This window comes from Roseococcus sp. SYP-B2431 (genome assembly GCF_004336745.1).
Taxonomy (GTDB): domain Bacteria; phylum Pseudomonadota; class Alphaproteobacteria; order Acetobacterales; family Acetobacteraceae; genus Roseococcus.
In genome coordinates, this window is sequence record NZ_SJXD01000026.1 from 246528 (window position 1) to 271215 (window position 24688).

At 70.7% G+C, this 24688-nt stretch carries 25 protein-coding genes; 17 read left to right on the plus strand and 8 right to left on the minus strand.

Annotated features, from left to right (window positions below; translation table 11 throughout):
• Position 1: 1 nt before the first annotated feature.
• Positions 2 to 958 carry a tripartite tricarboxylate transporter substrate binding protein gene (locus EJV46_RS15580; protein WP_165585569.1) on the minus strand — a complete coding sequence of 319 codons (957 nt, stop codon included), beginning with the start codon at positions 956 to 958 and terminating at the stop codon, positions 2 to 4.
• A gap of 59 nt (positions 959 to 1017) precedes the next feature.
• Here EJV46_RS15580 and EJV46_RS15585 point away from each other — a divergent pair, with 59 nt between their 5' ends.
• From EJV46_RS15585 to EJV46_RS15600, 4 genes are all read left to right on the plus strand, one after another.
• On the plus strand, positions 1018 to 1806 hold the full coding sequence (locus EJV46_RS15585) for an IclR family transcriptional regulator (protein WP_131549784.1): 789 nt from the start codon (positions 1018 to 1020) through the stop codon (positions 1804 to 1806).
• An 8-nt stretch (positions 1807 to 1814) separates the two neighbouring features.
• Complete coding sequence (locus EJV46_RS15590) at positions 1815 to 2735, plus strand: tripartite tricarboxylate transporter substrate binding protein (RefSeq protein ID WP_165585570.1); 921 nt, start codon at positions 1815 to 1817, stop codon at positions 2733 to 2735.
• A gap of 41 nt (positions 2736 to 2776) precedes the next feature.
• Positions 2777 to 3472: a glutathione S-transferase family protein gene (locus EJV46_RS15595; RefSeq protein ID WP_131549614.1), complete on the plus strand. Its 696-nt coding sequence runs from the start codon at positions 2777 to 2779 to the stop codon at positions 3470 to 3472.
• 176 nt (positions 3473 to 3648) lie between these two features.
• Positions 3649 to 4134, plus strand: coding sequence for a hypothetical protein (locus EJV46_RS15600; protein WP_131549615.1), 486 nt, complete (start codon positions 3649 to 3651; stop codon positions 4132 to 4134).
• A 13-nt stretch (positions 4135 to 4147) separates the two neighbouring features.
• Here EJV46_RS15600 and EJV46_RS15605 read toward each other — a convergent pair whose 3' ends face one another.
• Entirely contained in the window at positions 4148 to 4546 is a 399-nt protein-coding gene (locus EJV46_RS15605; protein ID WP_131549616.1) for an acyl-CoA thioesterase, read from the minus strand.
• A 104-nt stretch (positions 4547 to 4650) separates the two neighbouring features.
• Here EJV46_RS15605 and EJV46_RS15610 point away from each other — a divergent pair, with 104 nt between their 5' ends.
• The 5 genes from EJV46_RS15610 to EJV46_RS15630 are packed head-to-tail and all read left to right on the plus strand — an operon-like array spanning position 4651 to position 9890.
• Positions 4651 to 5838: a Xaa-Pro peptidase family protein gene (locus tag EJV46_RS15610; RefSeq protein ID WP_131549617.1), complete on the plus strand. Its 1188-nt coding sequence runs from the start codon at positions 4651 to 4653 to the stop codon at positions 5836 to 5838.
• On the plus strand, positions 5835 to 6323 hold the full coding sequence (locus EJV46_RS15615) for a GAF domain-containing protein (protein WP_131549618.1): 489 nt from the start codon (positions 5835 to 5837) through the stop codon (positions 6321 to 6323). Before EJV46_RS15610 ends, EJV46_RS15615 begins: the two co-directional genes overlap by 4 nt.
• Complete coding sequence (locus tag EJV46_RS15620) at positions 6320 to 7279, plus strand: tripartite tricarboxylate transporter substrate binding protein (RefSeq protein ID WP_131549619.1); 960 nt, start codon at positions 6320 to 6322, stop codon at positions 7277 to 7279. The genes EJV46_RS15615 and EJV46_RS15620 overlap by 4 nt, the downstream gene beginning before the upstream one ends.
• Positions 7280 to 7284: 5 nt before the next feature.
• Entirely contained in the window at positions 7285 to 8919 is a 1635-nt protein-coding gene (locus EJV46_RS15625; protein WP_206020834.1) for a gamma-glutamyltransferase family protein, read from the plus strand.
• Positions 8919 to 9890 carry a tripartite tricarboxylate transporter substrate binding protein gene (locus EJV46_RS15630; RefSeq protein WP_131549621.1) on the plus strand — a complete coding sequence of 324 codons (972 nt, stop codon included), beginning with the start codon at positions 8919 to 8921 and terminating at the stop codon, positions 9888 to 9890. The genes EJV46_RS15625 and EJV46_RS15630 overlap by 1 nt, the downstream gene beginning before the upstream one ends.
• A 15-nt stretch (positions 9891 to 9905) precedes the next feature.
• Here EJV46_RS15630 and EJV46_RS15635 read toward each other — a convergent pair whose 3' ends face one another.
• From EJV46_RS15635 to EJV46_RS15660, 6 genes are all read right to left on the minus strand, one after another.
• Complete coding sequence (locus EJV46_RS15635) at positions 9906 to 11999, minus strand: acetate--CoA ligase family protein (protein ID WP_131549622.1); 2094 nt, start codon at positions 11997 to 11999, stop codon at positions 9906 to 9908.
• A 3-nt stretch (positions 12000 to 12002) separates the two neighbouring features.
• Positions 12003 to 13076 (minus strand): acyl-CoA dehydrogenase family protein, encoded by a 1074-nt coding sequence (locus tag EJV46_RS15640; protein WP_165585571.1) that lies wholly within the window; start codon positions 13074 to 13076, stop codon positions 12003 to 12005.
• Between the two features lie 2 nt (positions 13077 to 13078).
• Entirely contained in the window at positions 13079 to 14257 is a 1179-nt protein-coding gene (locus EJV46_RS15645; protein ID WP_131549624.1) for an acyl-CoA dehydrogenase family protein, read from the minus strand.
• Between the two features lie 2 nt (positions 14258 to 14259).
• Positions 14260 to 15030 (minus strand): enoyl-CoA hydratase/isomerase family protein, encoded by a 771-nt coding sequence (locus EJV46_RS15650; protein ID WP_131549625.1) that lies wholly within the window; start codon positions 15028 to 15030, stop codon positions 14260 to 14262.
• 122 nt (positions 15031 to 15152) lie between these two features.
• Entirely contained in the window at positions 15153 to 15803 is a 651-nt protein-coding gene (locus tag EJV46_RS15655) for a TetR/AcrR family transcriptional regulator (protein ID WP_165585572.1), read from the minus strand.
• A 38-nt stretch (positions 15804 to 15841) separates the two neighbouring features.
• Entirely contained in the window at positions 15842 to 16873 is a 1032-nt protein-coding gene (locus EJV46_RS15660; protein WP_131549627.1) for a tripartite tricarboxylate transporter substrate binding protein, read from the minus strand.
• A 240-nt stretch (positions 16874 to 17113) separates the two neighbouring features.
• Here EJV46_RS15660 and EJV46_RS15665 point away from each other — a divergent pair, with 240 nt between their 5' ends.
• The 8 genes from EJV46_RS15665 to EJV46_RS15700 all read left to right on the plus strand — a co-directional run bounded on the left by EJV46_RS15665 (position 17114) and on the right by EJV46_RS15700 (position 24686).
• Entirely contained in the window at positions 17114 to 18706 is a 1593-nt protein-coding gene (locus EJV46_RS15665; protein WP_131549628.1) for an ABC transporter substrate-binding protein, read from the plus strand.
• 213 nt (positions 18707 to 18919) lie between these two features.
• Entirely contained in the window at positions 18920 to 20149 is a 1230-nt protein-coding gene (locus tag EJV46_RS15670; protein WP_240782603.1) for a DUF1800 family protein, read from the plus strand.
• The gene (locus tag EJV46_RS15675) at positions 20146 to 21336 is read left to right on the plus strand and encodes a DUF1501 domain-containing protein (RefSeq protein WP_131549630.1); all 1191 of its coding nucleotides are present in this window, start codon (positions 20146 to 20148) and stop codon (positions 21334 to 21336) included. Before EJV46_RS15670 ends, EJV46_RS15675 begins: the two co-directional genes overlap by 4 nt.
• Before the next feature lie 150 nt (positions 21337 to 21486).
• On the plus strand, positions 21487 to 22287 hold the full coding sequence (locus tag EJV46_RS15680) for a DUF72 domain-containing protein (RefSeq protein ID WP_131549631.1): 801 nt from the start codon (positions 21487 to 21489) through the stop codon (positions 22285 to 22287).
• A 37-nt stretch (positions 22288 to 22324) separates the two neighbouring features.
• On the plus strand, positions 22325 to 22657 hold the full coding sequence (locus EJV46_RS15685; RefSeq protein ID WP_131549632.1) for a helix-turn-helix transcriptional regulator: 333 nt from the start codon (positions 22325 to 22327) through the stop codon (positions 22655 to 22657).
• Entirely contained in the window at positions 22654 to 23097 is a 444-nt protein-coding gene (locus tag EJV46_RS15690) for an SRPBCC domain-containing protein (RefSeq protein ID WP_131549633.1), read from the plus strand. Before EJV46_RS15685 ends, EJV46_RS15690 begins: the two co-directional genes overlap by 4 nt.
• A gap of 22 nt (positions 23098 to 23119) precedes the next feature.
• Positions 23120 to 23602 (plus strand): DUF1579 domain-containing protein, encoded by a 483-nt coding sequence (locus tag EJV46_RS15695; protein WP_240782583.1) that lies wholly within the window; start codon positions 23120 to 23122, stop codon positions 23600 to 23602.
• A 4-nt stretch (positions 23603 to 23606) separates the two neighbouring features.
• Complete coding sequence (locus EJV46_RS15700) at positions 23607 to 24686, plus strand: exo-alpha-sialidase (protein ID WP_131549634.1); 1080 nt, start codon at positions 23607 to 23609, stop codon at positions 24684 to 24686.
• Positions 24687 to 24688: the final 2 nt, after the last annotated feature.

The window sequence follows — 24688 nt, forward strand, 5'->3', positions numbered from 1 at the left end:
CTCAGTCGTTGATCCTGATGTTGCCGGCGCGCACGACGCGCCCCCAGACTTCGGTGTCCGCGCGAAGGAAGGCCACGTAGTCGGCGCGCGGCATGGGCGCGGGGGTCAGCCCCGCCTCGTCGAAGCGGCGCTTCCAGGCCGGGTCGGCGAAGACGCGCAGGACCTCGGCGTGGATGCGGTCCTGGATCGGCTCGGGCGTGCCCGCGGGGGCCACCAGCCCGTACCAGTTCTCCGACACGAAGCCCGGCACCGCCTCGCCGACCGCCGGCGTGTTCGGCAGCAGCGCCCAGCGCTCCGGCGAGGTCACCGCCATGGCGCGCGCCTGGCCGCCGTTGATGAGGGTCAGCGTGGCCGGGTCGCCGTAATAGGCGTCCACCACCTTGGCCGCGAGGTCGTTCAGCGCGGGGCCCGTGCCGCGATAGGGCACGTGCTCGATGCGGACGCCGGCCGACTGGTTGAAGAGCTCGCCCGTCAGGTGCTGGCTGGTGCCGGCGCCGCCGCTCGCGTAGCGGAGGCCGCCGCGTCGCGCGAGGGCGATGAACTCCGGCAGCGTCTGCGCCGGAAGATCGGTGCGGACGGCCAGGATGAAGGGCATCCGCACGAGCCGCGTGATGTTCCCGAGGCCGAGCGGATCATAGGGCAGCTGACGCAGATGCGGTCCCACCGTCAGCGTGCCGGCGCCGGTGAGCGAAAGCGTGTAGCCGTCAGGCGGCGCGTGCGACAGCGCCTCGACCCCGATGACGCCGCCCGCGCCGCCGCGGTTCTCGACCACGACGGACTGGCCGAGATGACGCCCCAGCGGCTCCGCCAGAAGCCGGCCCGTGAGGTCCACGCCGCCGCCCGGCGGGAAGGGCACGATCAGGCGGATGGGCCGCGTCGGCCAGGATTGCGCAGCCGCCGGAAGGGCCGCCGGGGCGGCCAGCATGGCGAGCGTCGAGCGTCGCGAAAGGCGCAGCATGGGCTTGCTTTCTCCGTCCAGAGTTCGCATCCTCGTGAATAATGGAACAGTGTTCCGAAATGGGCAATGCCCTTCCGGAGGATGCGAAGAAAGCGGAGGCCAGCCTCTCGCTCCAGCGCGGCCTCGACATCGTGACCCGCCTCGGCGCGGAGGCGCCGCTTGGCGTGCGCGACATAGCGCGGCGTTGCGGCCTCGCGCCGGCCACGGCGCAGCGGCTGGTGAACACGCTGGCCCGGCGCGGCTGGGTGGAGCAGGACGCGGCCACCCAGCGCTACCGGCTCGGCGGCGCGCTGCTCTCGCTGGCCGTCCGCGTGGACCTCTCCGACCGCATGGCCGAGGCCGCGCGCGAGGCGCTGGCGCCCCTCGCCGCGCGCGGGCTCAACGGCTATCTCGCCGTACTTCGCGGCCGGCAGGCGCTCTACCTCGTCGCCGTGCAGTCCACCGGCCCGATCGCGATCCGCTCGCGGCCCGGCGATTTCGGGATGCTGCACACCACGGCCATGGGCAAGGCGCTGCTCGCCGGCATGACGGATGCGGAGGCGGCCGCCCTGCTCGGCCCCGGCCCGCTCGAGGCCGTGACGCCGCAGACGATCACGGATCCGGCCAAGGTCGTGGCGCAGCTCGGAAAGTTCCGGCGGCAGGGGCTGTCGGTGACCGACAACGAGAACCTGCCCGGCGTGCTCTCGCTCGGCGCGCCGGTGCGTGACGCGCAGGGCCGGACCGTCGCCTCCGTCTCCGTCGCCTGGCTCCCCTCCGCGGCGCCGCAGGAGGACCGCCGCCGCGTCGCTTGCGACGTGAAAGAGGTGGCCGCTCGGATTTCCGCCGCCATCGGCGGCCCTTCCGCATGAGGACCCGCATGCTTCTTCGTCGCAGCCTGCTCGCCGCCGGCGCCGCCCTTCCCCTCGCCGCAGCGGCGCAACCGGCAGGGCCCGTCACCATCCTGGTCGGCTTCGCGCCGGGCGGCATCGGCGATGCGCTGATGCGCGCGCTGGCCGAGCACATGCGCCAGAGCCGCGGCGTGCAGGTGATCGTCGAGAACCGGCCGGGCGCGGCGGGCACCTTGGCCAATGAGCGCGCCGCCCAGGCGGCGCCGGACGGCCGCACCGTCGCGCTCTACAGCCCGAGCACGGTCTGGATCGTGCCGCAGCTCCAGCGCGTCGGCTACGACCCGCTGAAGGACCTCACGCCGCTCGGGCAGATCTGCACCCAGCCCATGCCCGTCTACGTAAAGGCGGACAGCCGCTTCGCCTCCTGGGACGCCGTGCTCGCGCATCTGCGCGCGAAGCCCGGCGATTTCTCCTGGGGCACGGCGGGCAGCCGCAGCATGGCGGAGATCACGGTCGAGGCGGCCTTCCGGCAGCTTGGCCTGCAGACCACCTCGGCGCCCTTCCGTGGCGGCGCGGAGGCGATCACGGCGCTGCTCGGCGGGCATGTGGATGCCGTGGCCTCGACGGATTTCGGCCCGCTGCTGCGGCAGGGCGCGGTGCGGCTGCTGGTGGAGACGGGGCCGGTTCCCGCCGCCGGGCATGACATCCCCACCTTCGCACAGCTTGGCTACCCGCTGCATGCGGCGGTGGCCTATGGCGTCGTCGGGCCGGCGGGGATGCCGCCACCGATCCTCGCCTGGTGGGATGCGGCCATCCGCGACGCCACGGCGAGCCCGGCCATGAAGGAGCTGGTGGAGCGCTGGTTCGGCCGGGTGGCGCATGTCGGGCAGGCCGAGCTCGGCCTGCAGTTCCGCGAGGGCCACGAGGCCTTCGCGCGCGCGCTGCGATAGGCCCGGCGCTCGCCGAACCGCCCCGAGGAGACAGGGACATCATGACCGAGCGAAAGCTCTTCGAGCTTTGCGGCACCGATCCGGACCTTCGCTTCAGCCCCTATTGCTGGCGCATCCGCATGGCGCTCGCGCATAAGGGCCTCGACGCCGAGACGATCCCCTGGCGCTTCACGCAGACCGAGGCCATCGCCTTCGCCGGCTCCAAGACCGTGCCGGTGCTGATCGACGGCGATCACGCGGTCGCCGACAGCTGGGCCATCGCCGAGTATCTGGACCGCACCTATCCCGACCGGCCCGCGCTCTTCCCCGGCCCGCCCGCCGCGCTGCGCTTCGCCGCCTCCTGGGCCGACCGCGTGCTGAATGCCGGGCTCGCGAAGCTTATCGTCTCGGACATCCCCTCGCTGCTCGGCGCGGGGGAGCGCGCCTATTTCGTGGAGAGCCGCGAGAGGCGCTTCGGCATGCCGCTGGACCAGGTGACCGCCGGCCGCGAGGCGAAGCTGCCGGAATTCCGCGCCAGCCTCCAGCCGCTGCGCGCCGTGCTCATGCAGCAGCCCTGCGTCGCGGGGGATGCGCCGGACTACGCCGACTACCTCATGTTCGGCGGCTTCATGTGGGCGCGCGTGGCAAGCCCGCTGCGGATCCTCGAGGAGAGCGACCCCGTCCACGCCTGGATGGAGCGCATGCTGGACCTCTTCGGCGGCCTCGCGCGCGGCGTGCCGGCCCGGGCCGGCGACTGATCCGGCATCGCCTGGCCGGCGCACGAACCGCCGGTATCCCCAGAACGACCTTGGTCGCCCTGCGCGCGGACAGGCAGCGGCCCGACCTGCAACTCTCGGTGGCGTTTCCCTCCAGAACTGGGAATGATGGACCGCCGGCCAGACGCGGCCGGCTCGCCGCACAGGGGAGATCCATCATGGCCTTCGATCTGGTGACCATCCACACCGTGCTCAGCTTCGTCGCCATCGCGGCCGGGGTGGTCGTGGTCTATGAGCTGTTGCGCGCGGGCGCCACGCCCTTCTGGACGGTGCTCTTCCTCGCCACCTCCATCCTGACGAGCGCAACGGGCTACCTCTTCCCGTTCAACGGCGTGCTGCCCTCGCATGTCGTGGGCGGCTTCGCGCTGCTGGTGCTCGCGGTGGTGCTGGCCGCGCGCTACGCCCTCGGCCTCGGCGGACCCTGGAGGAAGGTGGACGCCATCGGCATGGTGGCGAGCCTCTATTTCCTGGTCTTCGTGCTGGTGGCCCAGGGCTTCGCGAAGATCCCCTCGCTGCACGTGCTGGCGCCGACGCAGTCCGAGCCTCCCTTCGCCATCGCGCAGGCGGCGGTGCTGGCCCTCTTCGTGTGGCTCGGCATCGGCGTGACGCGGACGGCAGGGCGCTTCGGGCGCGCCATGGCCTAGCAGGGCCCGAAGGTCAGGCCCGCGCCGGATCCCCCGGGACGGGCCGCGGCCTCCCCGCCTCGTCCACGGCCACGAAGGTGAACTCCGCCTGCGTCACCTTCACCCGGTCGCCGGTCCGCTGGCGCAGCACCCACGCCTCCACGTCGAAGGTGAGCGAGGTCCGCCCGACCCGCTTGAGCTCGGTGTAGACGCAGACCACGTCGCCCACCTTCACCGGCTGGATGAAGATCATGGTGGAGGCGGCCACCGTGACGACGCGGCCGCGCGCCGCGCCCGCCGCCGCGATGCCGCCGGCCGCATCCATCTGGGCCATGACCCAGCCGCCGAAGATGTCGCCGGCCGGGTTGGTGTCGGCCGGCATGGCGAGTTGCCGGATCTGCAGCTCGCCGCGCGGGGATGGTGTCTCGTCCATGCCGGGCTCCTGTATCGGGGCTCAACTTAGCCGCACGGCCGGCATGACGCATGCCCCGCGCCATGCCATCCTGCGCGGAAATCCAAATCCAGGACCATTTCCGAATGACGCTCAGCACCGCCGTCCGCGACCACCGCCTCGCCCTCATGCGCAGGCTGATGGACCGGGAGGGCTATGACGCCCTCGCCTTCACGGGCGCCGACTTCTTCCAGTTCGCCACCAATTTCGCGACCGACGTGCAGCCCTGGGAGCGGCCCATCGTCTGCGTCGTGCCCCGCGACGGCGAGCCCTTCGCGGTGCTCTGCGAGCTCTCGACCAATCATTGGCGCTTCGGGATGGAGGCGCAGAAGCTCTGGGTCACGGATGTGGAATTCTATGCCGAGCATCCGCGCCTCGCGAACCGGGTTCCGCTGGTAACGGAATGGCCGCAGCTCGTCGCCGACCGGCTGCGGCGCGCGGGGCTGGCCAAGGCGCGCATCGGCGCCGACGCGGCGGGCGGCATGCTGGCGCGCGCCACGGCGCTGCTGCCGCATCTGAAGCTGGAGGGCGCGACCGCGGGCTGCCGCCAGCTGCGCTGGGTGAAGCATCCGGAGGAGTTGCAGCTCCTGCGCGAGATCGCGGGGCTGACCGACTGGGTGCAGGACCGCTACCGGGAGAACATCCGCCCCGGCCGGCTGGTCCAGGAGCTGGACATGTCCATGGCCGCGCTGCTGGCCGAGGAATCGGCGGTCCGCTTCCCTGGCCAGCATCTGGAGATCATGCGCTGCTGGACGCTCTCCGGCCCCGCGAGCTGCGCGCCCCATGGCGACGGGCGCTCCTCCGGCCAGCGCATCGAGAAGGGCGACGGGCTGGTGAACATCGTCATCCCGCGCGTCAACGGGCTGGTGGTGGAGAACGAGCGCACCTGGTTCTGCGGCAAGCCGACGCCGCGGCAGGCCTTCCTCTTCGAAACGGCGCGCGCGGCGAACGAGGCCGCCTGCGAGGCGGCGGTGTCGGGGCGGCCTGTCTCGGGAATCGACGCCGCGGCGCAGGCGGTCATCGAGAAGGCGGGCGTGGCGGATCTGATCCTCCACCGCACCGGCCACGGCATGGGCACCATGGGCCACGAATTCCCCGAGGACATGGCCTTCAACCACCGCCCGCTGCTGGAGAACGAGGTCTATTCGGCCGAGCCCGGCCTCTATGAATGGGGGCTCGGCGGCTTCCGGCACGACGACACCGTGATCGTGGGCGCGACCCCTGAGGTCATCACCCACTCGCCCAAGACCCTCGCATCGCAGGTGATCCTGTGAGCTTCGACCGCCTCGCCCAGGCCCTGGCCCAGCCCGGCCAACCCGAGGTCGCCCTGAAGGCGATCCAGAATGCCTGCCAGGAGCTGATCGGCCACAAGCTCTTCACCATCCTGATCCTGGACCATGCGCGCGGCCTCAACAGCCGCTTCTACACGAGCCATCCGGCGGAATATCCGGTGGGCGGCTTCAAGCCGATCGACCCCACCCGAGAGTTCTACGAGATCGTCGTGAACCAGGGCGAGCCGCGCTACCTGCGCGACCGCGAGACGATCATCCGCACCTTTCCCGATCACCCGGCCATCCTCGGGCTCGGCTGCGAATCCGGGGTGAACATGCCGGTGCGCTGGAACGGCCGGACGCTGGGATCGCTGAACCTGCTGCATGAGGCGGGCTATTACGGACCGCAGCACCGGCCCGTGCTGAACGTCCTGGCCGGCCTGTCCATCGCCCCCTTCCTCAGCATCATCGAAAGCCAGATCGCATGAGCGTCCGCATCCCCCGCCGCGCCGCCGCCCTCCTGCTCGCGGCGCCGGCCGTCGCGCGCGCGCAGGACCAGACGCTGCGCCTCATCATCCCGCAGCCGCCCGGCGGCGCGACCGACGTGCTCGCGCGCCTGCTCATCGAGCCGCTCTCGCGCGAGCTGGGGCGCAACGTGGTCATCGACAACCGGCCGGGGGCGAACGGCATCGTCTCCATCAACGCGTTGAAGCAGTCGCGCCCCGACGGCAACACCGTGCTGCTGGGCGGCGTCTCGATCTTCGCCTTCAACCCGAACCTCTTCTCCAACCTGCCTTACGATCCCTGGGCCGACTTCACCTGGATCGCGCCCATCGCCGACACGCCCTTCGCCATCATCGTGGGCCGGCGCACGGGCATCACCACCATGCAGCAATATGTCGAGCGGGCCCGCGCCCAGCCCGAGCGCATCACCTATGGCAGCGCGGGCAACGGCAACTCCACGCATCTGGGCATGGAGATGGTGGCCGAGAAGGCCGGCATCCGCCTCACCCACGTGCCCTTCGCGGGCTCGGCCCCCGCGCTGACGGCGATCATCGCGGGTGACATCGACGGCATGTTCACGCCGCTCGGCAGCATCGTGCGCGCCTCGGAAGCGGGGCAGGTCGTGCCGCTGGTGACCATGGGGCGCGAGCGTTCCCCGGCCCTCCCCAGCACCCCCACGCTGCGCGAGGCGGGCCTGGGCGACATCACCCTGCCCGGCTGGTACGCCTTCGTGGGGCCCGCCGGCATGCCGCCCGCCGTCGTCGAGCGGATCAACACCGCGACCCGCGCCGTGGTGGACGGCGCCGAGGTGACCCGCAAGCTGCGCGATTCCGTGCTGGAGCCCATCTCCGGCACCGCCCAATCGATCCAGGATCGCGCGCGGATGGAGAGCAGCGAAATCGCCTCCTTCATCCGCCGCCGCGGCATCCGGGTGGAGTAGAACCGATGGCCCGTCCCGAACGCCGCATCCCCGCCCCCCGCGCAATGATCGCTGCACCCCAGCCCGAGGCCGTGGAGGCCGGGACCGCCATCCTCGCGGCCGGCGGCAACGCGCTCGACGCCACCCTCGCCTGCGCGCTGACGCAGGGCGTGGTGGACCCGATGATGAGCGGCATCGGCGGGCTCGGCGTGCTGCACATCCTCGACCCGAAAACCGGTGACCACCTCGTCGTCAACGGCCTCTCCACCTGCCCCGGCGCCTGCACCGAGACCATGTGGGCCGAGGCCTTCGAGCGCGAATGCTCGGACGGCTACGGCTATGTGCTGAAGGGCTTCGTCAACGAGCTCGGCCACGGCGCGGTGACGACGCCGGGCATCCTGCGCGTCTTCGCCGAGGCGCATCGCCGCTGGGGCAGCAGGCCCTGGGCGGAGCTCTTCGGCCCCGCCATCGCGGCGGCCACCGAGGGCTGGCTCGTGCGGCCCCATGTCGCGACCATGTTCGCCCTGGACGAGGCCGGCTATGGCCGCCTGCCCTACCGCGAGAAGCTGGCCTTCACCGAGGAGGGCCGGCAGCTCTATCTGCGGCCCGACGGCTCGCCCAAGCGCGTGGGCGACAGCGTGCGCAACCCCAACCTCGCCGCGACGCTCTCGACGCTGGCGCGCGAGGGCGCCGAGGACTTCTACACCGGCGGCATCGCGCGGCGCATCGTCGCGGAGATGGAGGCCCATGGCGGGCTGCTCTCCGCCGCCGACCTCGCGGGCATCGCGCCCGAGATCGGCTCGCCGCTCACCGTGGAATATCGCGGCCGGACCATCGCCGTGCCGGCCCCGCCGGCCGGCGGCATCATGGTGGCCGAGATGCTGCGCATCCTGGAGCGCTTCGATCTGCCCGCCCTCGGCCACAACAGCGCCGAATACATGCGCGTGGTGGCCGAGGCCATGAAGGTCGCGGGCCGCGACAAGGACCTGCACATCGGCGATCCGCGCTTCATCCCCCCGCCGCTGGAGCGCCTGCTCTCCGACGCCTATGCCGAGGAGCGCGCCGCCGCCATCCGCGCGGGCGAGAAGCACCACCTGCCCCGCACGGAGGCGGATTCCAAGCACACCACCGCCATCTCCTGCGTGGATGCGGCGGGTATGGTCGTCTCGCTGACCCACACGCTGGGCGTGCCATCGGGCGTCATCGTGCCGGGCACCGGCTTCATGCTGAACGGGGCCATGAACTGGTGCGACCCGCGGCCGGGCCGGCCGGGCTCCATCGGCCCCGGAAAGCGGCGCTTCTCGTCGATGACGCCGAGCATCGTGCTGGAGGAGGGCAAACCCGTCGCCACGCTGGGCGCGCCGGGCGGGGCCTGGATTCCCATCGCCATCGCCCAGGTGCTCCTCAACCTGCTCGATTTCGGCATGGGCATGCAGGAGGCGGTCCAGGCGCCGCGCTTCAGCGCGACGAGCGACGCCATCGACATCGGCAACCGCATCCCCCGCGCTGTCCAGCGCGAGGTCGAGGCCATGGGCTATGAGGTGAAGCGCAGCGCCGCCACCTTCCCCTTCGCGGGCGTGCATGGCATCGCGATGTGGGACGGGCGCCTCGAAGGCGGCGCTGACCCCCAGCGCGACGGCCTCGCGGCGGGGGTGGCGTGATGCTGAAGCGCCGCAGCCTCGCCCTGGTCCCAGCCACCCTCGCGGCCCCGGCCCTGGCCCAGGCGCCCTGGCCGCAGGGCGGACCCATCCGCTTCGTCGTGCCCTTCACCCCGGGCGGCACGACCGACATCATCGCGCGAATCGTCACCGCCGAGATGTCGCGCCGCATCGGCCAGACCATCCTGGTGGAGAACCGCCCCGGCGCCGGGGCGCTGCTGGGCACGGGCCAGGTCGCCCGCGCGGCGCCGGACGGCTACACCCTGGTGCTCTCCGTCATCAGCGCGATGATCGTCGGCAAGGTGCTGCAGGGCGACCGCGTCGCCTGGGACCCCGACCGGGACTTCGCCCATGTCGCGATGGTGATGAGCACGCCCTACCTGATCCTGGTGCGGCCGGACCTGCCGGTCCGCAGCCTCGCCGAACTGGTGGAAGCGGCGAAGCGCGAGCCCAACCGCTTCTCCTACGGCACCTCGGGCATCGGCTCCATGCCGCATCTGGTGATGGTGCGCTTCCTCCAGGCCGCCGGCATCCAGATGACGCATGTGCCCTATCGCGGCTCGGCGCAGATCGTGACGGACATCGCGGGCGGCGTGCTGCCCATGATGATCGACAGCCTGACGGCGGCCAGCGCGAATATCCGCAGCGGGGCGCTGCGCCCGCTCGCCCATAGCTGGCCCGAGCGCGTGCCGGCCTTTCCCGATATCCCGACCTTCGCGGAACTCGGCTTCCCCTCGCTCGTGGTCGATGGCTGGTCGGGCATCGCCGCGCCCGCGCGGACGCCACGGCCGATCCTGGAGCGGCTCGCCGAAGCGGCGCGGGATTCGCTGCAATCGCCCGAGCTGCTGCGCCGCTATGCCGAGAGCGCGACCGCGCCCGGGCGCCTTTTCCTGGACGACGCGCAGGCCTTCGTGCGCGCCGAGCTCGCGGCCTGGACGCCGATCATCCGGGCCTCCGGCGCGTCGGTGGATTGAGCCGAGCCGCGGCCCTCAACGGGCCGCGGATTCGCCCCGCAGGGCCACCAGGCCGTCGAGCGCATAGGCGCCGTCCTGGCGGACCAGGAAGGGGTTGATCTCGACGCTCTCGATCACGTCCTGCTGCGCAACGGCCAGCTCCGACACCGCGACCAGCGCCTTCACCAGCGCCGCCTTGTCCATCGGCGGACGGCCGCGGAAGCTCTCGAGGAGCTTCGCGCCCTTCACGCTGGCGATCAGCGCCTCGGCCCGCTCGGGCGTGAGCGGCGCGGTGGCGAAGGCCACGTCGTTGAACAGCTCGACCGAGACGCCGCCCAGGCCGAACATGACCATCGGGCCGAAGACGGGATCGCGCTGCACGCCGATGATGGTCTCGACGCCGCCGGAGACCATGGGGGCGACCAGCACGCCGTCCAGCCTGGCCTCGGGCCTCTTCGCCCGGGCGCGGCGGTGGAGCTCGTCGAAGCCCACGGCCACGGCCGCCGCATCGGCCACGTTCAGCAGCACGCCGCCGACCTCGGTCTTGTGCGGGATGTCGTCCGACAGGATCTTCATCACGACGGGGAAGCCCATGGCGGTCGCGGCCGCCACGGCCGCATCGGCGCTGGCGCAGGCCTTTTCCGGCAGGACCGGCACGCCCGATCGCGCCAGGAGTTCCTTCGCCGCCGCCTCGTTGCGGGAGGCGAGCGCGATGGGCGCGGCCTTGGCCACCTCCGGCACCGACGCCGCCGCGGCCTGGAGCTCACGGACGAAGGTCGCGCCCGCGATGGCGCGGATGGCGCGCGAGGGATCCTCGAAGACGGGAATGCCGGCGGCTTCCAGCTTCAGGCGGATCTCGTCCACATGCGTCATCACGGCGACGACCAGCCGATCGGGCGCGGCCTTGCGCAGCTCGGTCAGCGCCTTCTCCAGCGGCGGGAAACGGCGGAGATCACGGCCGAGATGGGCGAGGTAGAAGACGAAGGAGCCGAGCTCGGCGCCTCCGAGCATCGCCTGGCTGATGCTCTCGAAGATGTGCATCCGCCCATTGAGCTGGGCCGTGGTGTCGATGGGGTTGCAGCCGCCGGCCGGGGGCTGGATCTCGCGGATGCGCGCCAGCACCTCCGGCGTCATCGCCGGCACCTTGAGGCCCGCATGGATGCCGCCATCGGCCATCAGCACGCCCAGCCCGCCCGAGACGCTCAGGATGCCCACCCCGCGCGAGGGCGGCAGCGGCGCGACCGAGCAGACATAGGCGATGTCGATCATCTCCTCGATCGACTGCGCGCGGACGGCGCCGCATTCGCGGAAGACCGTGTCGATGATGCGATCCTCGCCGGCAAGCGAGCCGGTATGGGTCGCGGCGGCGGCCGCGCCCTCCTCGGTGCTGCCGACCTTCATGATGATGACCGGCTTCTTCGCGGCAGCCGCCTTCAGCAGCGCGCGACGCAGGCCGGGGCCGTCCTTGCAGCCCTCCAGCGAGGCGCAGATGACGGTCGTGCCGGGATCCTCGGCGAGGTATTCGATGCAGGCCGCGACGTCGATGTCGGCCTCATTGCCCGTCGCGATCGCGCGGCTGATGCCCACGCCCCGGAAACCCGCCACGGCGTAGATATGCGAACCATAGGCGCCGCTTTGCGTGGCGACGCCGACCGTCCCGGGCCCGGGACGCGCGGTCGCGAGCAGGCTCGAGAAGGTCGCGAAATAGGAATCGGGCGGGCTGATGCTGCCGAGCGCGTTAGGCCCCGTGATGCGCATGCCGTGGCGCTTGGCGATCTCCACGAGCTGCGCCTGCATGGCCACGCCCTCGCCGCCCTCTTCCGCGAAGCCGGAGGAGAGCACCTGCACCAGCTTGATGCCCTTCTGCGCGCATTCCTCGAGCGACTTCGCGACGAGCTTGGCGGGCAGCACCATGATCGCCGTGTCGGGCGTCTCGGGCAGGTCGAGGACGCTCGGATAGGCGGGCAGGCCCTGCACTTCCCTGGCGGTGACGTTGATGGGGTAGATCTTCCCCTGGAAGCCGAGCTCCTTGATGTGCCACAGCGCACGTCCGCCCAGCTTGTCGGGATCGCCCGAGGCGCCGATGACCGCGACCGAGCGCGGCCGGAACATCTTGTCCAGTTGATGCATGGTTCAGGCTTCCTGGCCGGCCAGCAGGCGCGTGGCGTGGAACACGCGGTTGCCGAATTCGAATTCCGCCATCATCAGGCGCTTGCACAGGCGGTTGGCCGGCAGCTCCTCCGTCATGCCCATGCCGCCATGGCACTGGATGGCGGATTCCGCGACGGCGCGTCCGGCCTCACCGAGGCGCAGCTTGGCGAAGGAAATGGCCTGCGAGGCCTCCTCGCCCGACTGCGCGGCGCGCAGCGCGCGCGAGACGATGCCGCGCAGCGTCTCGTATTCCACATACATCTCCGCCACCCGGTGCCGCAGCGCCTGGTAGGTCGCCAGCGGCTGGCCGAACTGCACGCGGTTGAGCAGGTAGTGAATGGTCTGCTCGACCAAGGCGCCCATGGCGGAGACGCATTCCACGCCGGTGAGCAGGGCGCCGACGTCGCGCGCGGCCTCGGCGCGGCGCATGGCCTGGGCGCCGCGGGCCACGATCCATTCGGGCTGGATCGCGACATGGCCGAAGTGGAAGTCGGCCGCGAGGCGCCAGTCGATGCGCAGATAGGTCGCGGTCTGCAGGCCGGCGGCGCCGGTCGGAACCAGCAGCAGGACCGCCTCGTCCCCGCCGATCGCAAGCGCGACATGGGTGGGGTCGGGCGGCGTCTCCACGCCCACGGCGTCGCCGTCGAGAGCCTTCGCCGCGCTCAGCGCCTTGCCGTCGGCATCGCGCGCCGCGCCGGGCAGGATCGCCGCGACGCGGGCCTTGCCGCTCGCGACATCAGCGAGGATGGGGTGGCCCGCCAGCAGCACCGGGACCACGCCGCAGCTCGCCGCCACCGGCAGCGCCAGGGCGGCGCGCCCGGCGCCGGCGGCCAGGGAGGCGAGGTCGGCGAGGTCGCCGCCGGCGCCGCCCTCGGTCTCGGGAATGGCGGTCGCCATCCAGCCGAGCTCCGCGATGCCGGCCCAATGCCGGCCGATGCAGGCGGCCTGCGCGTGCGCCTCGGCGATGGCCGCCAGCTCCTCGCCCGCCTCCGTCGCGAAGCGCGAGGCCATCTCGTACATCTCGCCGCCGATCACCGGCTTGGTTTCGAAGCCCATGATCACATCCCGAACAGCTGCTTGGCGATGACGTTCTTCTGCACCTCGCTGCTGCCGCCATAGATCGTGCGGACGCGGGCGTACATGTAGTTCTGCACCCATTCGATGCCGGGCGCCTCGGCGTTCGGGCCCTCGCCGTCCACGCGCTTGAAGCGCGGCGCGAGCCGGTCGCCCACCGCGTCCAGCGCGATCTGGCTGATCGTCTGCATGGTCACGCTGGTGCAGAGCTTGATGACGGCCGGCAGCATGCCCAGCGGCTTGCCCTCGATCGCGGCCTCGATGGATTCGCGGCCCAGCTCCGAAGCCCCGAGCAGCTCGGCCTCGGCCAGGAGCAGGCGGTGATTCAGCAGCTCGCGTTCGGCGCGGCGGTCCTCCCCGGCGAGCTCCTTGCCGACCATATCGCGCACGCGCTCCAGCGCCATGCGGTGCGGCGCGATGTTCGCGCCGCCCAGCCGCTCGCGCTCCAGCAGGAACTTGCCATAGGTCCAGCCCTGGCCCTCCTCGCCGATGCGGTTCGCGACCGGCACGCGGACATTGTCGAGGAAGACCTCGTTCACGTGGTGCCAGCCGTCGATCGTGCGGATCGGGCGGATGGTGATGCCGGGCGAATTGAGCGGGATCAGCAGCAGGCTGATGCCCTGCTGCTTCTTCGGCTCCTTCGAGGTGCGGACCAGCGTGTACATCCAATCCGCTTCCTGGGCGTGCGAGGTCCAGGTCTTCTGGCCGTCCACGATGTACTCGTCGCCCTCGCGTCGCCCCGTCGTGCGCAGCGAGGCGAGGTCGGAGCCCGCGCCCGGCTCGGAATAGCCCTGGCACCACCAGTCCGTGCCGTTCAGGATGCCCGGCAGGAAACGCTCCTGCTGCTCCTTGTTGCCGAACTCGATGATGACGGGGCCGAGATGCCGCAGCCCGTGATGGTATTGCGGCGGGCAGTCGCACTCGGCCATCACCTCGTCGAAGATGACGCGCTGGCGCGTGTCCCAACCGGTGCCGCCGAACTCCTGCGGCCAGTTCGGCGCGCCCCAGCCATGCTCGAAGAGGATCTTCTGCCAGGGATACCAGATCTTGCGCGAGAGCTTCCGGTAGCTCGCCACCACCGCGCGGATCTCCGGCGGGCAGTTGCGCAGCGCGAAGTCGCGGACCTCCTCGCGGAAGGCCTCGTAATCGATGGCGGCGGGCATGCTCAGCGGCCCTTGAAGTTCGGCTTGCGCTTCTCGAGCTGCGCCGTGCGGGCCTCCTTGGCGTCCTCCGTCTTGGAGAGCTCGTAGGTGAAGTTCTGCTCGAAGCGATAGGCGTCCTTGGGCGACATCAGCTCGACGAAGTTGCAGCTGTTCTTCGCATATTTGATGCCCAGCGGGCTCTTGGAGGCGATGCGCGCGGCCATCTTCAGCGCCTCCGGCAGCAGCTGCTCCTGCGGCCAGATGCTGTCGATGATGCCCTGCCGGTAGAGCTCGGCCGAGGGGATGCGATCGCCGGTGAACATCAGCCGGCGCGTCCAGGACTTGCCGAACATCTCGCGGATCATGGCCGCGCCGCCGGCCAGGCCGACGTCGATCTCGGGCATGCCGAAGGTCGCGTTCTCGGAGGCCATCATGATGTCGCAGGCGGCCATGAGGCCGAAGCCCGCGCCGAGCGCCGTGCCGTTGACCGCGGCGATGACGGGCTTGGCGCATTCCTTGATGGAATTGCCCAGCTCGCGCGTGGTGCGGTTGTGGCCCCAGTACTGGCCGGGAACCTTCGGGTCCGGGCGCTGCTTGAGGTCGGCGCCGGCGCAGAAGATGCTGCCCTGCGCGGTCAGCACGACGACGCGGACGTCCTCGCGATCCGTCGCCGCATCGAAGATCTCGATGAGGCGATCCTTCATCTCGGCATTCACCGCGTTGACCGGCGGGCGGTTCAGCGTCACGACGCCGATGTAGTCGGACACTTCGAATTTCACGATGTCAGATGACATGGTCTTGTTCCCTCCGCCACGCGATGGCTGCTGGCCGGCATCCGACCGACCGATCGGTCGGGACCCTAGGCCGGCGCGCGGCCTGGCGCAAGCTGTCCCGTCCTTATATCCCGTCCTTATATTCAGCGCTTCCGCGGCTGCGGCGCGCGGATGCCGTCCACGATCATGTCGCAGAACTGGTCGGCCACCTGCGAGGCGGTCAGCGGCCCCTCGGGGTCGTACCAGCGCGCCATCCAGTTGACGCTGCCCAGCACGAAGCGCCCGGCCATCGCCACGTCCTGCACCTTGATCTCGCCGGCATCGATGCCCGCCTGCAGGATGTCGCGCAGCAGCTGCTCGTAGCGGTCGCGCCAGCCGATGCGCTCCTTGCGGGCGCGCGCCTTCGGATCGCTCCAGAAGGCGGTCGATCCCGCGATCCAGGCCCAGCGGAACTTCTCGAAGAAGTTCGCAGTCTCGACAAGGAAGACCCGCAGCCGGGCGAGCGGCGGCTGCGCCGGATCGTCGTGCCGGGAGACATGCACGAAGATGGACTTGGTCGTCCCCATCGCCAGCGGGCGCAGGATGGAGTCCTTGTCCGGAAAGTAGTGGTAGAGCGTGGCCTTGGAGATGCCGCACTCGGCCGCGATGTCGCGCATGGAGACGCCGTCGAAGCCACGCTGGGCGAAGAGGCGGCAGGCCACCTGGAAGATCTGGACGATCCTGCCCTGCAGTGGGTTGCCGGCCGTGTCGAGCTCCAGGATTTCCGCGAGATCGTCCATGCTTCGCGATGGCACGGCGCCCGCCCGGTCCGCAACCCTCTCCATGCGTCGCGTCACCCTGCGGTGATGCCCGCCCGGCGGATCACCGGGCCCCATTTCGCCACCTCGGAGCGCAGCATGTCCCCCAGTTCCTCCGGCGTGCTGGAAAGCGGCGGGCTGCTGCCGGCGTCGCGCATGCGCTGCGCCAGGCCGGGATCGCCCAGCACCTTCACGAAGGCCGCATTCAGGCGGTCGATGATCGGCCGCGGCGTGCCGGAGCGGACGCAGACATAGTTCACCACGCCGACCTCGAAGCCGGGGACGGTCTCCGCGACCGTCGGCACGTCCGGCAGCTCGGGGTAGCGCCGCGGGCTCGTCACCGCGATGGGGCGGAGGTTGCCGGCCTGGATCTGCGGGATCATGACGCCATAGGTGTCGATCGACATGGTGACGCGGCCGGAGGCCACGTCCTGCACCGCCTGCGCCGTGCCGCGATAGGGCACATGCGTCATGCGGATGCCGGTCATCATGGAGAGCAGCTCGCCGGAGAGGTGGCTGCCCGCGCCATTGCCGGCGCTGGCGAAGGTGAGCTCGCCGGGGCGCGCGCGGGCGAGCGCGATGAGTTCCGGCAGGGTGCGCGCCGGCACGTCCTTGTGGACGGCTAGCAGGTAGGCGCCGCGCGTCAGCAGGCTGACGGGCGCGAAGTCCCTGTCCGAATCGTAGGGCAGGTTCGCCATCAGGAAACGGTTGGTGATGAGCGGGCCCGGCGTGCCGTAGAGCAGCGTGTAGCCGTCGGCCGGGGCCGTCGCGACGGCGGCCGTGCCGATCGTGCCCCCGGCGCCGCCGCGATTCTCGATGATGACGCTCTGGCCGAGCTCGGCGCCCAGCGGCTCCACGAGGAAGCGCGCCGTGATGTCGGCGCCTCCCCCAGGAACGAAGGGGACGACCATGCGGATCGGCCGGCTGGGGTAGCCCTCCTGCGCGGCGGCGGCCGTCGTCAGGAAGGGCGCGGCCAGGACTCCCGATATTGCGGCGCGGCGTGACAGTCCGCCGCCGGTCGGCAAGGATGAGGAGGGTGCGGTCGCCGCAGGGGCTCGTGTCGCCATGGGATCGTTTCCTGTCCCGGCCGCCGCCTCTGCGGGCGACGGCGAAGTTCACACCGCTGACCGGACGGTCGGTCGGTTTCCGCCGAGCATAGGCCGCGATACCGGTCTCCGCAATCGGGCCGTTTCGCCTTGCGCGGATCCGGCCCCCGGCCTAGGTTCCGCCCCGTCGACCGATCGGTCGGTCGGCTTCAAATTGCGTATAATCAATGCGCCCGAACCGGCGCGCGGGAGGAAAGTTCCATGCGGAAGCTCGTTGGCCGGTCCGTCTTCCGCCGGGCGCTGCTCGGCGCCGCCGCCACCATGGCCGGCGCCGCCGGAGCGATGGCGCAGACGCTCACCATGGGCGTGGGCTCGCCCATCTCCTCGCTCGATCCGCATTATCACCAGCTCCGCTCCAACGGCGAGATCGCCCAGTCCATCTTCGACACGCTCACCCGGACCGATGCCCAGGCGCGCATCCATCCCGGCATGGCCGAAAGCTGGCGCGCCATGGGCACCGAGGGCTGGGAGCTCCGCCTGCGCGAGGGCATCCGCTTCCACGACGGCACCGCCTTCACCGCCGATGACGTCGCCTTCACCCTGGAGCGCATCCCGACCGTCACGGGCCCTGGCGCCTCCTATTCCGGCCTGATCCGCCCGGTGAGCCGCGTGGAGGTGGTGGATGACCGCACCATCCGCCTCTACACCACCGGCCCCTCGCCGCTCCTGCCGACCTATCTCAGCCAGGTCGTGATGCTGAGCCGGAAGATCCACGCCGGCGCCGCCACGGCCGACTTCAACAGTGGCCGCGTCGCCATCGGCACCGGACCCTTCCGCCTCGTCTCCTACACCAACAACGACCGCATCGTGCTGGCGCGCAACGAGCAGTACTGGGGCGCGAAGCCGCACTGGGCGGAGGTGGGCTACCGCATCATCACCAACGACACGGCGCGCACGGCGGCGCTGCTGGCCGGCGACGTGGACTTCATCGACCAGGTCCCGACCAGCGACATCGGCCGCATGCGCCGCGACAGCCGCTTCCGGGTCGCGGAGACGACGAGCCTGCGCACCATGTACCTGACGCTTGACGGCGTGCGCGCGCCGCCGGTACCCGCGCTCGCCTCCAGCACGGGCGCGGCGCTGGACCGCAATCCGCTCGCCGACCTGCGGGTGCGGCGCGCGCTGTCGCTCGCCATCGACCGGCGGATGATCCAGGAGCGGGTGATGGAGGGTTCGGCGCTGGCCACCGGCCAGTTCATGCCGCCCGGCAGCTTCTCCCACATGCCGGACTTCCCGGTACCGACCGCGGATCCCCAGGCGGCGCGCCGCCTGCTGGCCGAGGCCGGCTATCCGCAGGGATTCTCCCTCACGCTGGCGAGCTCGAACGACCGCTACATGAACGATGCCCGGGTGGTGCAGGCGGTCGGCCAGATGTGGACGCGCATCGGCATCCGCACGACCATCGAGGCGCAGCCCTACGCCACCTTCATCGGCCGCGCGTCACGTCGCGAGGCGCCGGCGAACCTGCTGAGCTGGGGCAATTCCACCGGCGAGGTCTCGGTGCTGCTGAACTCGGTTCTGCGCACGGTGAGCCGCGAGCGCGGGCACGGCTCGTCGAACCGCATCCAGTACTCCAACCCGGCGCTGGACGAGCTGATCGGCCAGGCCGAGGTGGAGCTGGACGATGGGAAGCGCGAGGCGTTGCTGCGGCGCGCGACGCGGCTGGTGCTGGAGGACTATCCGATCGTGCCGCTGTACCTGCAGAACGCGATCTGGGCGATGCGGTCCAGCGTGACCTACGAAGCGCGGTCCGACGAGCGCAACGATCCCGCGACGGTGCGGCCGGCGCGGTAGCTGCCTGATCCCAGGGTCTGCCGGTGCGGTCCCTGGGGCCAGGCCCCTCGCCACGCGATGGCCAGGGCGAATCTAACCCGGGCGAACCCAGGCCCGCAAATCTTTGACACATTTTGTGGCATTTAGCGCTGCCGGACCAAAGTAGGGTTCGTCATGCTTCCAAATGCAGCCCAAGCCGCCATCCGCTTCGGCCTTGGCGCCCGCCCCGATGCGATGCCGCCGGCAGACCCTCTGCCCTGGCTCCTGGCGCAGGTGCACACCCCGAGCCCTGCCCCCGGCGCGAGCCTCGGCGAGGCGGTCTCGGCCATGCGCGAACAGAAGCTCGACCGTGCCAGCCGGGCGCCCGTCGAGGTGTTCCGGGCCGAGTGCGCGGCATGGGCCTCGCGCATGATCCAGACGCGCGAGCCCTTTCTGGAGCGGTGGGCAAATTTCTGGACCAACCATCTGACCGTCAGCCGGCGCCGTCGCGCGATGGCCCCCCTCATCGGGAACTATCAACGCGAGGCGATCCGCGCGCATTCCTTCGCACGATATGAGGATATGCTCGTCGCGGCGTATAGACACCCGGCGATGCTGGGTTATCTCGACCAGAACACATCGACGGGCCCGGCCAGCCGAACTGGCCAACGTAGAAGCCGTGGCCTCAATGAGAATCTGGCGCGCGAATGTATGGAACTGCACACCGTTACGCCGGCGGCGAACTACACGCAGGAGGACGTCACCAGCCTGGCGAGAGTTCTGACGGGCTGGACCACGGGGCGGGGCGAAGCCGCAGGTGAGCCCGACGGGTTCGTGTTTCGGTCGGCGAACCACGAGCCGGGGACCAAGCGCGTGCTCGGCCGATCCTTCCCGGAGGGCGAAGAGGGCGGCCTGCAGGCCCTCCGCTTCCTGGCGAGGCATCCTGCCACGTTCCGTTCGCTCGCCTTCAAGCTGTCCCGCCACTTCATCGCGGACGATCCGCCCGTTGGGCCAGTGCGCCGGATCGAAGCCGCGCTTCGTGACACCGGGGGCGACCTCGGGGCAGCGGCGCGCGCCGTGATCGAGGCGCCTGAGGCCTGGGAGCCGCTTCGCAAGGTCCGCGACGCGCAGGACTACGTGATCGCGGCCCAGCGCGCGCTCGGCTCCGGGCCTGAAGACGCATCGCTCACCATCGCGTCGATGATCCGATTGAACCAATCCCTTTGGGGTGCGCCTGCCCCGAACGGGTGGGCGGATGTGGCGGAGGAGTGGGCCGCCCCCGAGCAGCTCATGCGGCGTCTGGATCTGGCCAGGCGCCACTCGGGCCGGCTCGCCACGGCCAGGCATGCCAATCCCGCCGAGGTGGCGGACGTCTTTCTCGGCCCCTTCGCCCGCGCCGAAACCGTGGCGGGCGTCCGCGGCGCAGGGTCGATGCAAGAGGCCTTTCTCCTGCTTCTCGCAAGTCCGGAGGCGCAGCGCCGATGAACATTGAACGCCGCCCCCTTCTCCTCGGCCTCGCCAGCCTGATGTCTGCGGGGCAAAGCCGCCTCGCCCTCGCAAATGGGCCTGCCGGCGACAAGCGGCTGGTCATCGTGCTCTTGCGGGGCGCCATGGACGGTCTTTCGGCCGTGCCGGCCTATGGAGACCCGGATTTCCGCGCGCTTCGCGGCGCATTGGCCTTGCCCGAGCCGGGCCAGGAGGGTGGCGTGCTCGATCTCGGGGGCCGCTTCGGGATGCACCCTGCCCTGCCCAAGCTGCACGCCCTGTTCAAGGCCAATCAGGCCATGGTCGTGCATGCGGTGGCCGGCCCGTGGCGCAGCCGGAGCCACTTCGAGGCGCAGGACATGCTCGAGAGCGGCGCGGCACAGCGCCTGCATGACGGATGGCTGAACCGGGCCATCGCGACCATGCCTGCGGAGGCGCAGGGCGGCGCGGCACGGCGCGGCATTGCCATAGGACCAGACCTGCCGCTGATGATGCGCGGCCCGGCGCGCGTAGGCAGCTACGCTGCGCTCGCGGATTCCGAAGCCGATACCCAGACCTTGGCTCTCCTGGCCCGTTGGCACGCCGGCGACGCTCAACTTGGCCCCGCCTTCGCCGAGGGGCTTCGGGCTCGCGGCTTTTCCACGGCCGTTCTCGCCGGACAGGAGCCGCCGCCCAGAGGCACGAACGGATTTGTCGCGCTGGCCGGCGCCGCTGGCCGGCTCCTGGCAGATCCACGTGGCCCTCGCATCGCCGCGATGGAAACCGGCGGATGGGACACTCACGGCAGCCAGGCGGTCCGGATCGCCGCGGCCCTGCGGACGCTCGATGACGGACTCGACGCGTTGCGGCTTGGCCTGGGGCCTGCATGGGCGGACACCGCGATCCTGGTGATGACCGAGTTTGGCCGCACGGCTCGGATCAACGGGACGATGGGGACCGATCACGGGACGGCCGGTGCGGCCTTCCTCCTCGGGGGCGCGGTGCGGGGCGGCCGCGTGCTGGCGGATTGGCCTGGCCTCTCGCCGCAGAGACTTTTCGAGAATCGCGACCTGGCGCCCACCTTGGATCTGAGGCGGGTGGCCAAGGGACTGCTGTCGGAACATTTGGGACTGGGCGGCCCGGCGCTGAGGCGCTCTTTCCCTGCCAGCGATGATGCGCCCCCGCTGCCCGGGCTGGTCGGTGGCTAGGCGTTTGGTGCCGGTATCGATGATGCGGTCGATGCCGTCGAGGAGGTGGGGCTTGCCTTCGGCGCGAATGCCGAGGGCCGCTGCGCCTGCAGCATGGAACTGAGTCGCGCGCCGGGCGTTTCCTGACCCGCGCCTTCCTGGGAGGGATGCATGGCCAAGGGCAGGATTCATATCGGCGTCGGCGGCTGGACCTACGAGCCCTGGCGCGGCGAGTTCTACCCGGAGGGCCTCGCCCAGAAGCGCGAGTTGGAATACGCCGCGGGCAAGCTGACCTCCATCGAGATCAACGGCACCTATTACGGCTCGCAGAAGCCGGCCAGCTTCAGGAAGTGGCATGACGAGACGCCGCAGGGCTTCGTCTTCTCGCTGAAGGGCACGCGCTACACCACCAACCGCCGCGTCCTGGCCGAGGCCGGCGAGTCCATCGAGCGATTCCTCGCCAGCGGGCTGCTGGAGCTGAAGGGCAAGCTCGGCCCCATCAACTGGCAGATGGCGCCGACCAAGCAGTTCGATCCGAAGGACTTCGAGAGTTTTCTCAGGCTGCTGCCGCACAGCTACGAGGGGCACGCGCTCCGTCATGCCATCGAGGTCCGGCATCCGAGCTTCCGGTCGCCCGACTTCGTCGCGATGATGCGCGAGCATGGCGTGGCCATCGTCACGGCCGGCGATTCCGATTTCCCGCAGATCGCCGACGTCACCGCGCCCTTTGTCTATGCCCGCATCATGGGCACGCGAGAGGAGGAGAAGCTTGGCTACCCCTCCGCGGCGCTCAGCAAGTGGGTCGAGCGGGCGAAGGAATGGGCCGAGGGCAAGGCTCCGAAGGGGCTGGAAACCTTCGGCGCGCACAAGCCGGACGGCAAGCCGCGCGACGTCTTCCTCTACGTCATCAGCGGCCACAAGGCCCGCAACCCGGCCGCCGCCATGGCCATGATCGAGCGTCTCGCCAAATGACTTGACGGACGGTTAACCCGAGGGTTTACTAAACCTGATGGTTAACCTAGAGACGGCCCAGCTCGACCGCGTCTTCGGTGCGCTCACCGACCCCACCCGTCGCGCCCTGCTCGCCCGGCTCGACGAGGAGGACGGGCTCTCCGTCTCCGAGCTGGCGCGGCCCTTCGAGATGTCGCTGCCGGCGGTGATGAAGCACCTGGACGTGCTGGAGGGGGCCGGCCTCATCGCGCGACGGAAGATCGGGCGGACCGTCGAGTGCCGGCTGACCGCCGCCCCCCTGGAGGATGCCATGTCCTGGCTCGCCCGCTATGCGCGCTTCTGGTCCGAGAGCCTCGATCGCCTGGCCGCCCTTGTGGAGAAGACCCCATGACCTGCATGCCCAGCGTCACGATCGTCCGTCGCATCAAGGCGCCGCCCGCCCGCGTCTTCGAGGCCTGGACGACGCCGGAGGCGCTGATGCGCTGGTTCGGCCCGCATCACACGCGCGTGGAATCCGCCGAGGTGGATGCGCGCCCGGGCGGCGGCTTCACCGTGCGGATGGTCGAGGACAATGGCGAGCGGCACCAGGTCTCGGGCACCTATGCGGAATTCGATCCGGATCGGCTGCTGGTCTTCACCTGGGCCTGGGTCACCATGCCCGAGCGCGAATCCCGCGTGATGGTGACGTTCCGGCCCGTGCCGGAAGGCACGGAGGTCACCCTCATCCACGACCGCTTCGCCGATGCCACGACGGCCACCAACCATCGCCGCGGCTGGACCGAGAGCTTCGAGCGGCTGGCCACGGCCTTCGCCGTCGCTGCCGCCGACTGAGCACCCACAGGAGGAACAGGACATGATGAAGCCCGACCCCAAGGCGGAGCACCGCTGGCTGCAGCGCATGCTCGGCGAATGGAGCGTGGAGGGGAGCTGCGAGATGGGCCCCGACAAGGCGCCCGAGACCATGACCGGCACCGAGACCATGCGCGCCCTGGGCGAGCTGTGGATCATGGGCGAGGGCCGGGGCGAGATGCCCGGCGGCGGGGGCGAGGCGCGCAACGTCATCACCCTGGGCTACGACCCGGTGAAGGGCCGCTTCGTCGGCAGCTTCATCAGCTCCGTCATGTCCAACCTCTGGATCTACGAGGGCAGCCTCGCCGGCGACGTGCTGACGCTGGACTGCGAGGGGCCGGACTTCGCCGACCCGACGAAGACCTGCCCCTACCAGGACATCCTGGAGATCGTCGCTGACGATCACCGCATCCTGCGCTCGCGCATGAAGGGGCCGGACGGAGAGTGGCACCAGATCATGCAGGCGCATTACCGCCGCCTGGGTTGACGCCATGTCCAGACTGCTGCTGCTGCTCGGCACGAAGAAGGGCGCCTTCCTTCTCGAGAGCGACGAGGCCCGGCGCGACTGGGCCTTGCGCGGTCCCTTCTGCGAGACCTGGCCGCTGAACCATGTCGTCGCCGATCCCGCCACCGGCACCATCTGGGGCGCCGGCGGCAACGAGTGGTTCGGGCCGGCCGTGTGGAAGTCCACCGACCTCGGCCGGAGCTGGACGCATTCGAGCCGGGGCCTCGCCTATCCCGAGGGCGAGGAGCCGGTGAAGACGGCCTGGTCGCTGGCCGTCGCCGATGGGGCGCTCTATGCGGGCGTCCAGCCGGCCGGCCTCTTCCGCAGCACCGACAGCGGCGAAAGCTGGGAGCATGTGCGGGGCCTGCGCGACCACCCTTCTCGGCCGGACTGGCAACCGGGCGGCGCGGGGCTGATCCTGCACGGCATCCTGCCGCATCCGGAGGATCGCGCGCAGATGTGGGTCGCCATCTCCTCGGTCGGCGTGTTCCACACGGCGGATGGCGGCCGGAGCTGGGCGCCGCGCAACCGCGGCATCCGCTGCGACTACAATCCCGAGGACCAGCGCTATCCCGAATACGGGCAATGCGTGCACGGCCTAACGATGGCGGCGGGCCGCTCCGGCCGGCTCTACCAGCAGAACCATTGCGGCATGTACCGCAGCGACGATGGCGGCCGCAGCTGGCAAAGCATCGAGCAGGGGCTGCCCTCCAGCTTCGGCTTCCCCGTGGCCGCGCATCCCCATGATCCGGACACGCTGTTCCTCCTGCCGCTCAACGGCGATTCCCTGGGGCGCTTCATGCCCGACGCCAAGGCCGCGGTCTGGCGCACGCGCGACGGCGGCCGCAGCTGGCAGGCGCTGCGCAACGGGCTGCCGCAGGAGGGCTGCTACTTCGGCGTGCTGCGGCAGGCGCTGGCGGTGGACGGGATGGCGGGCACGGGCGTCTATTTCGGCACCAGCTCCGGGGAGCTCTACGGCAGCGCCGACGAGGGCGAGAGCTGGCGCTGCCTCGCGCGGCATCTCCCGCCGATCCTGTCGGTCGAGACGCTCCGCGTGCCGGGCTGAGC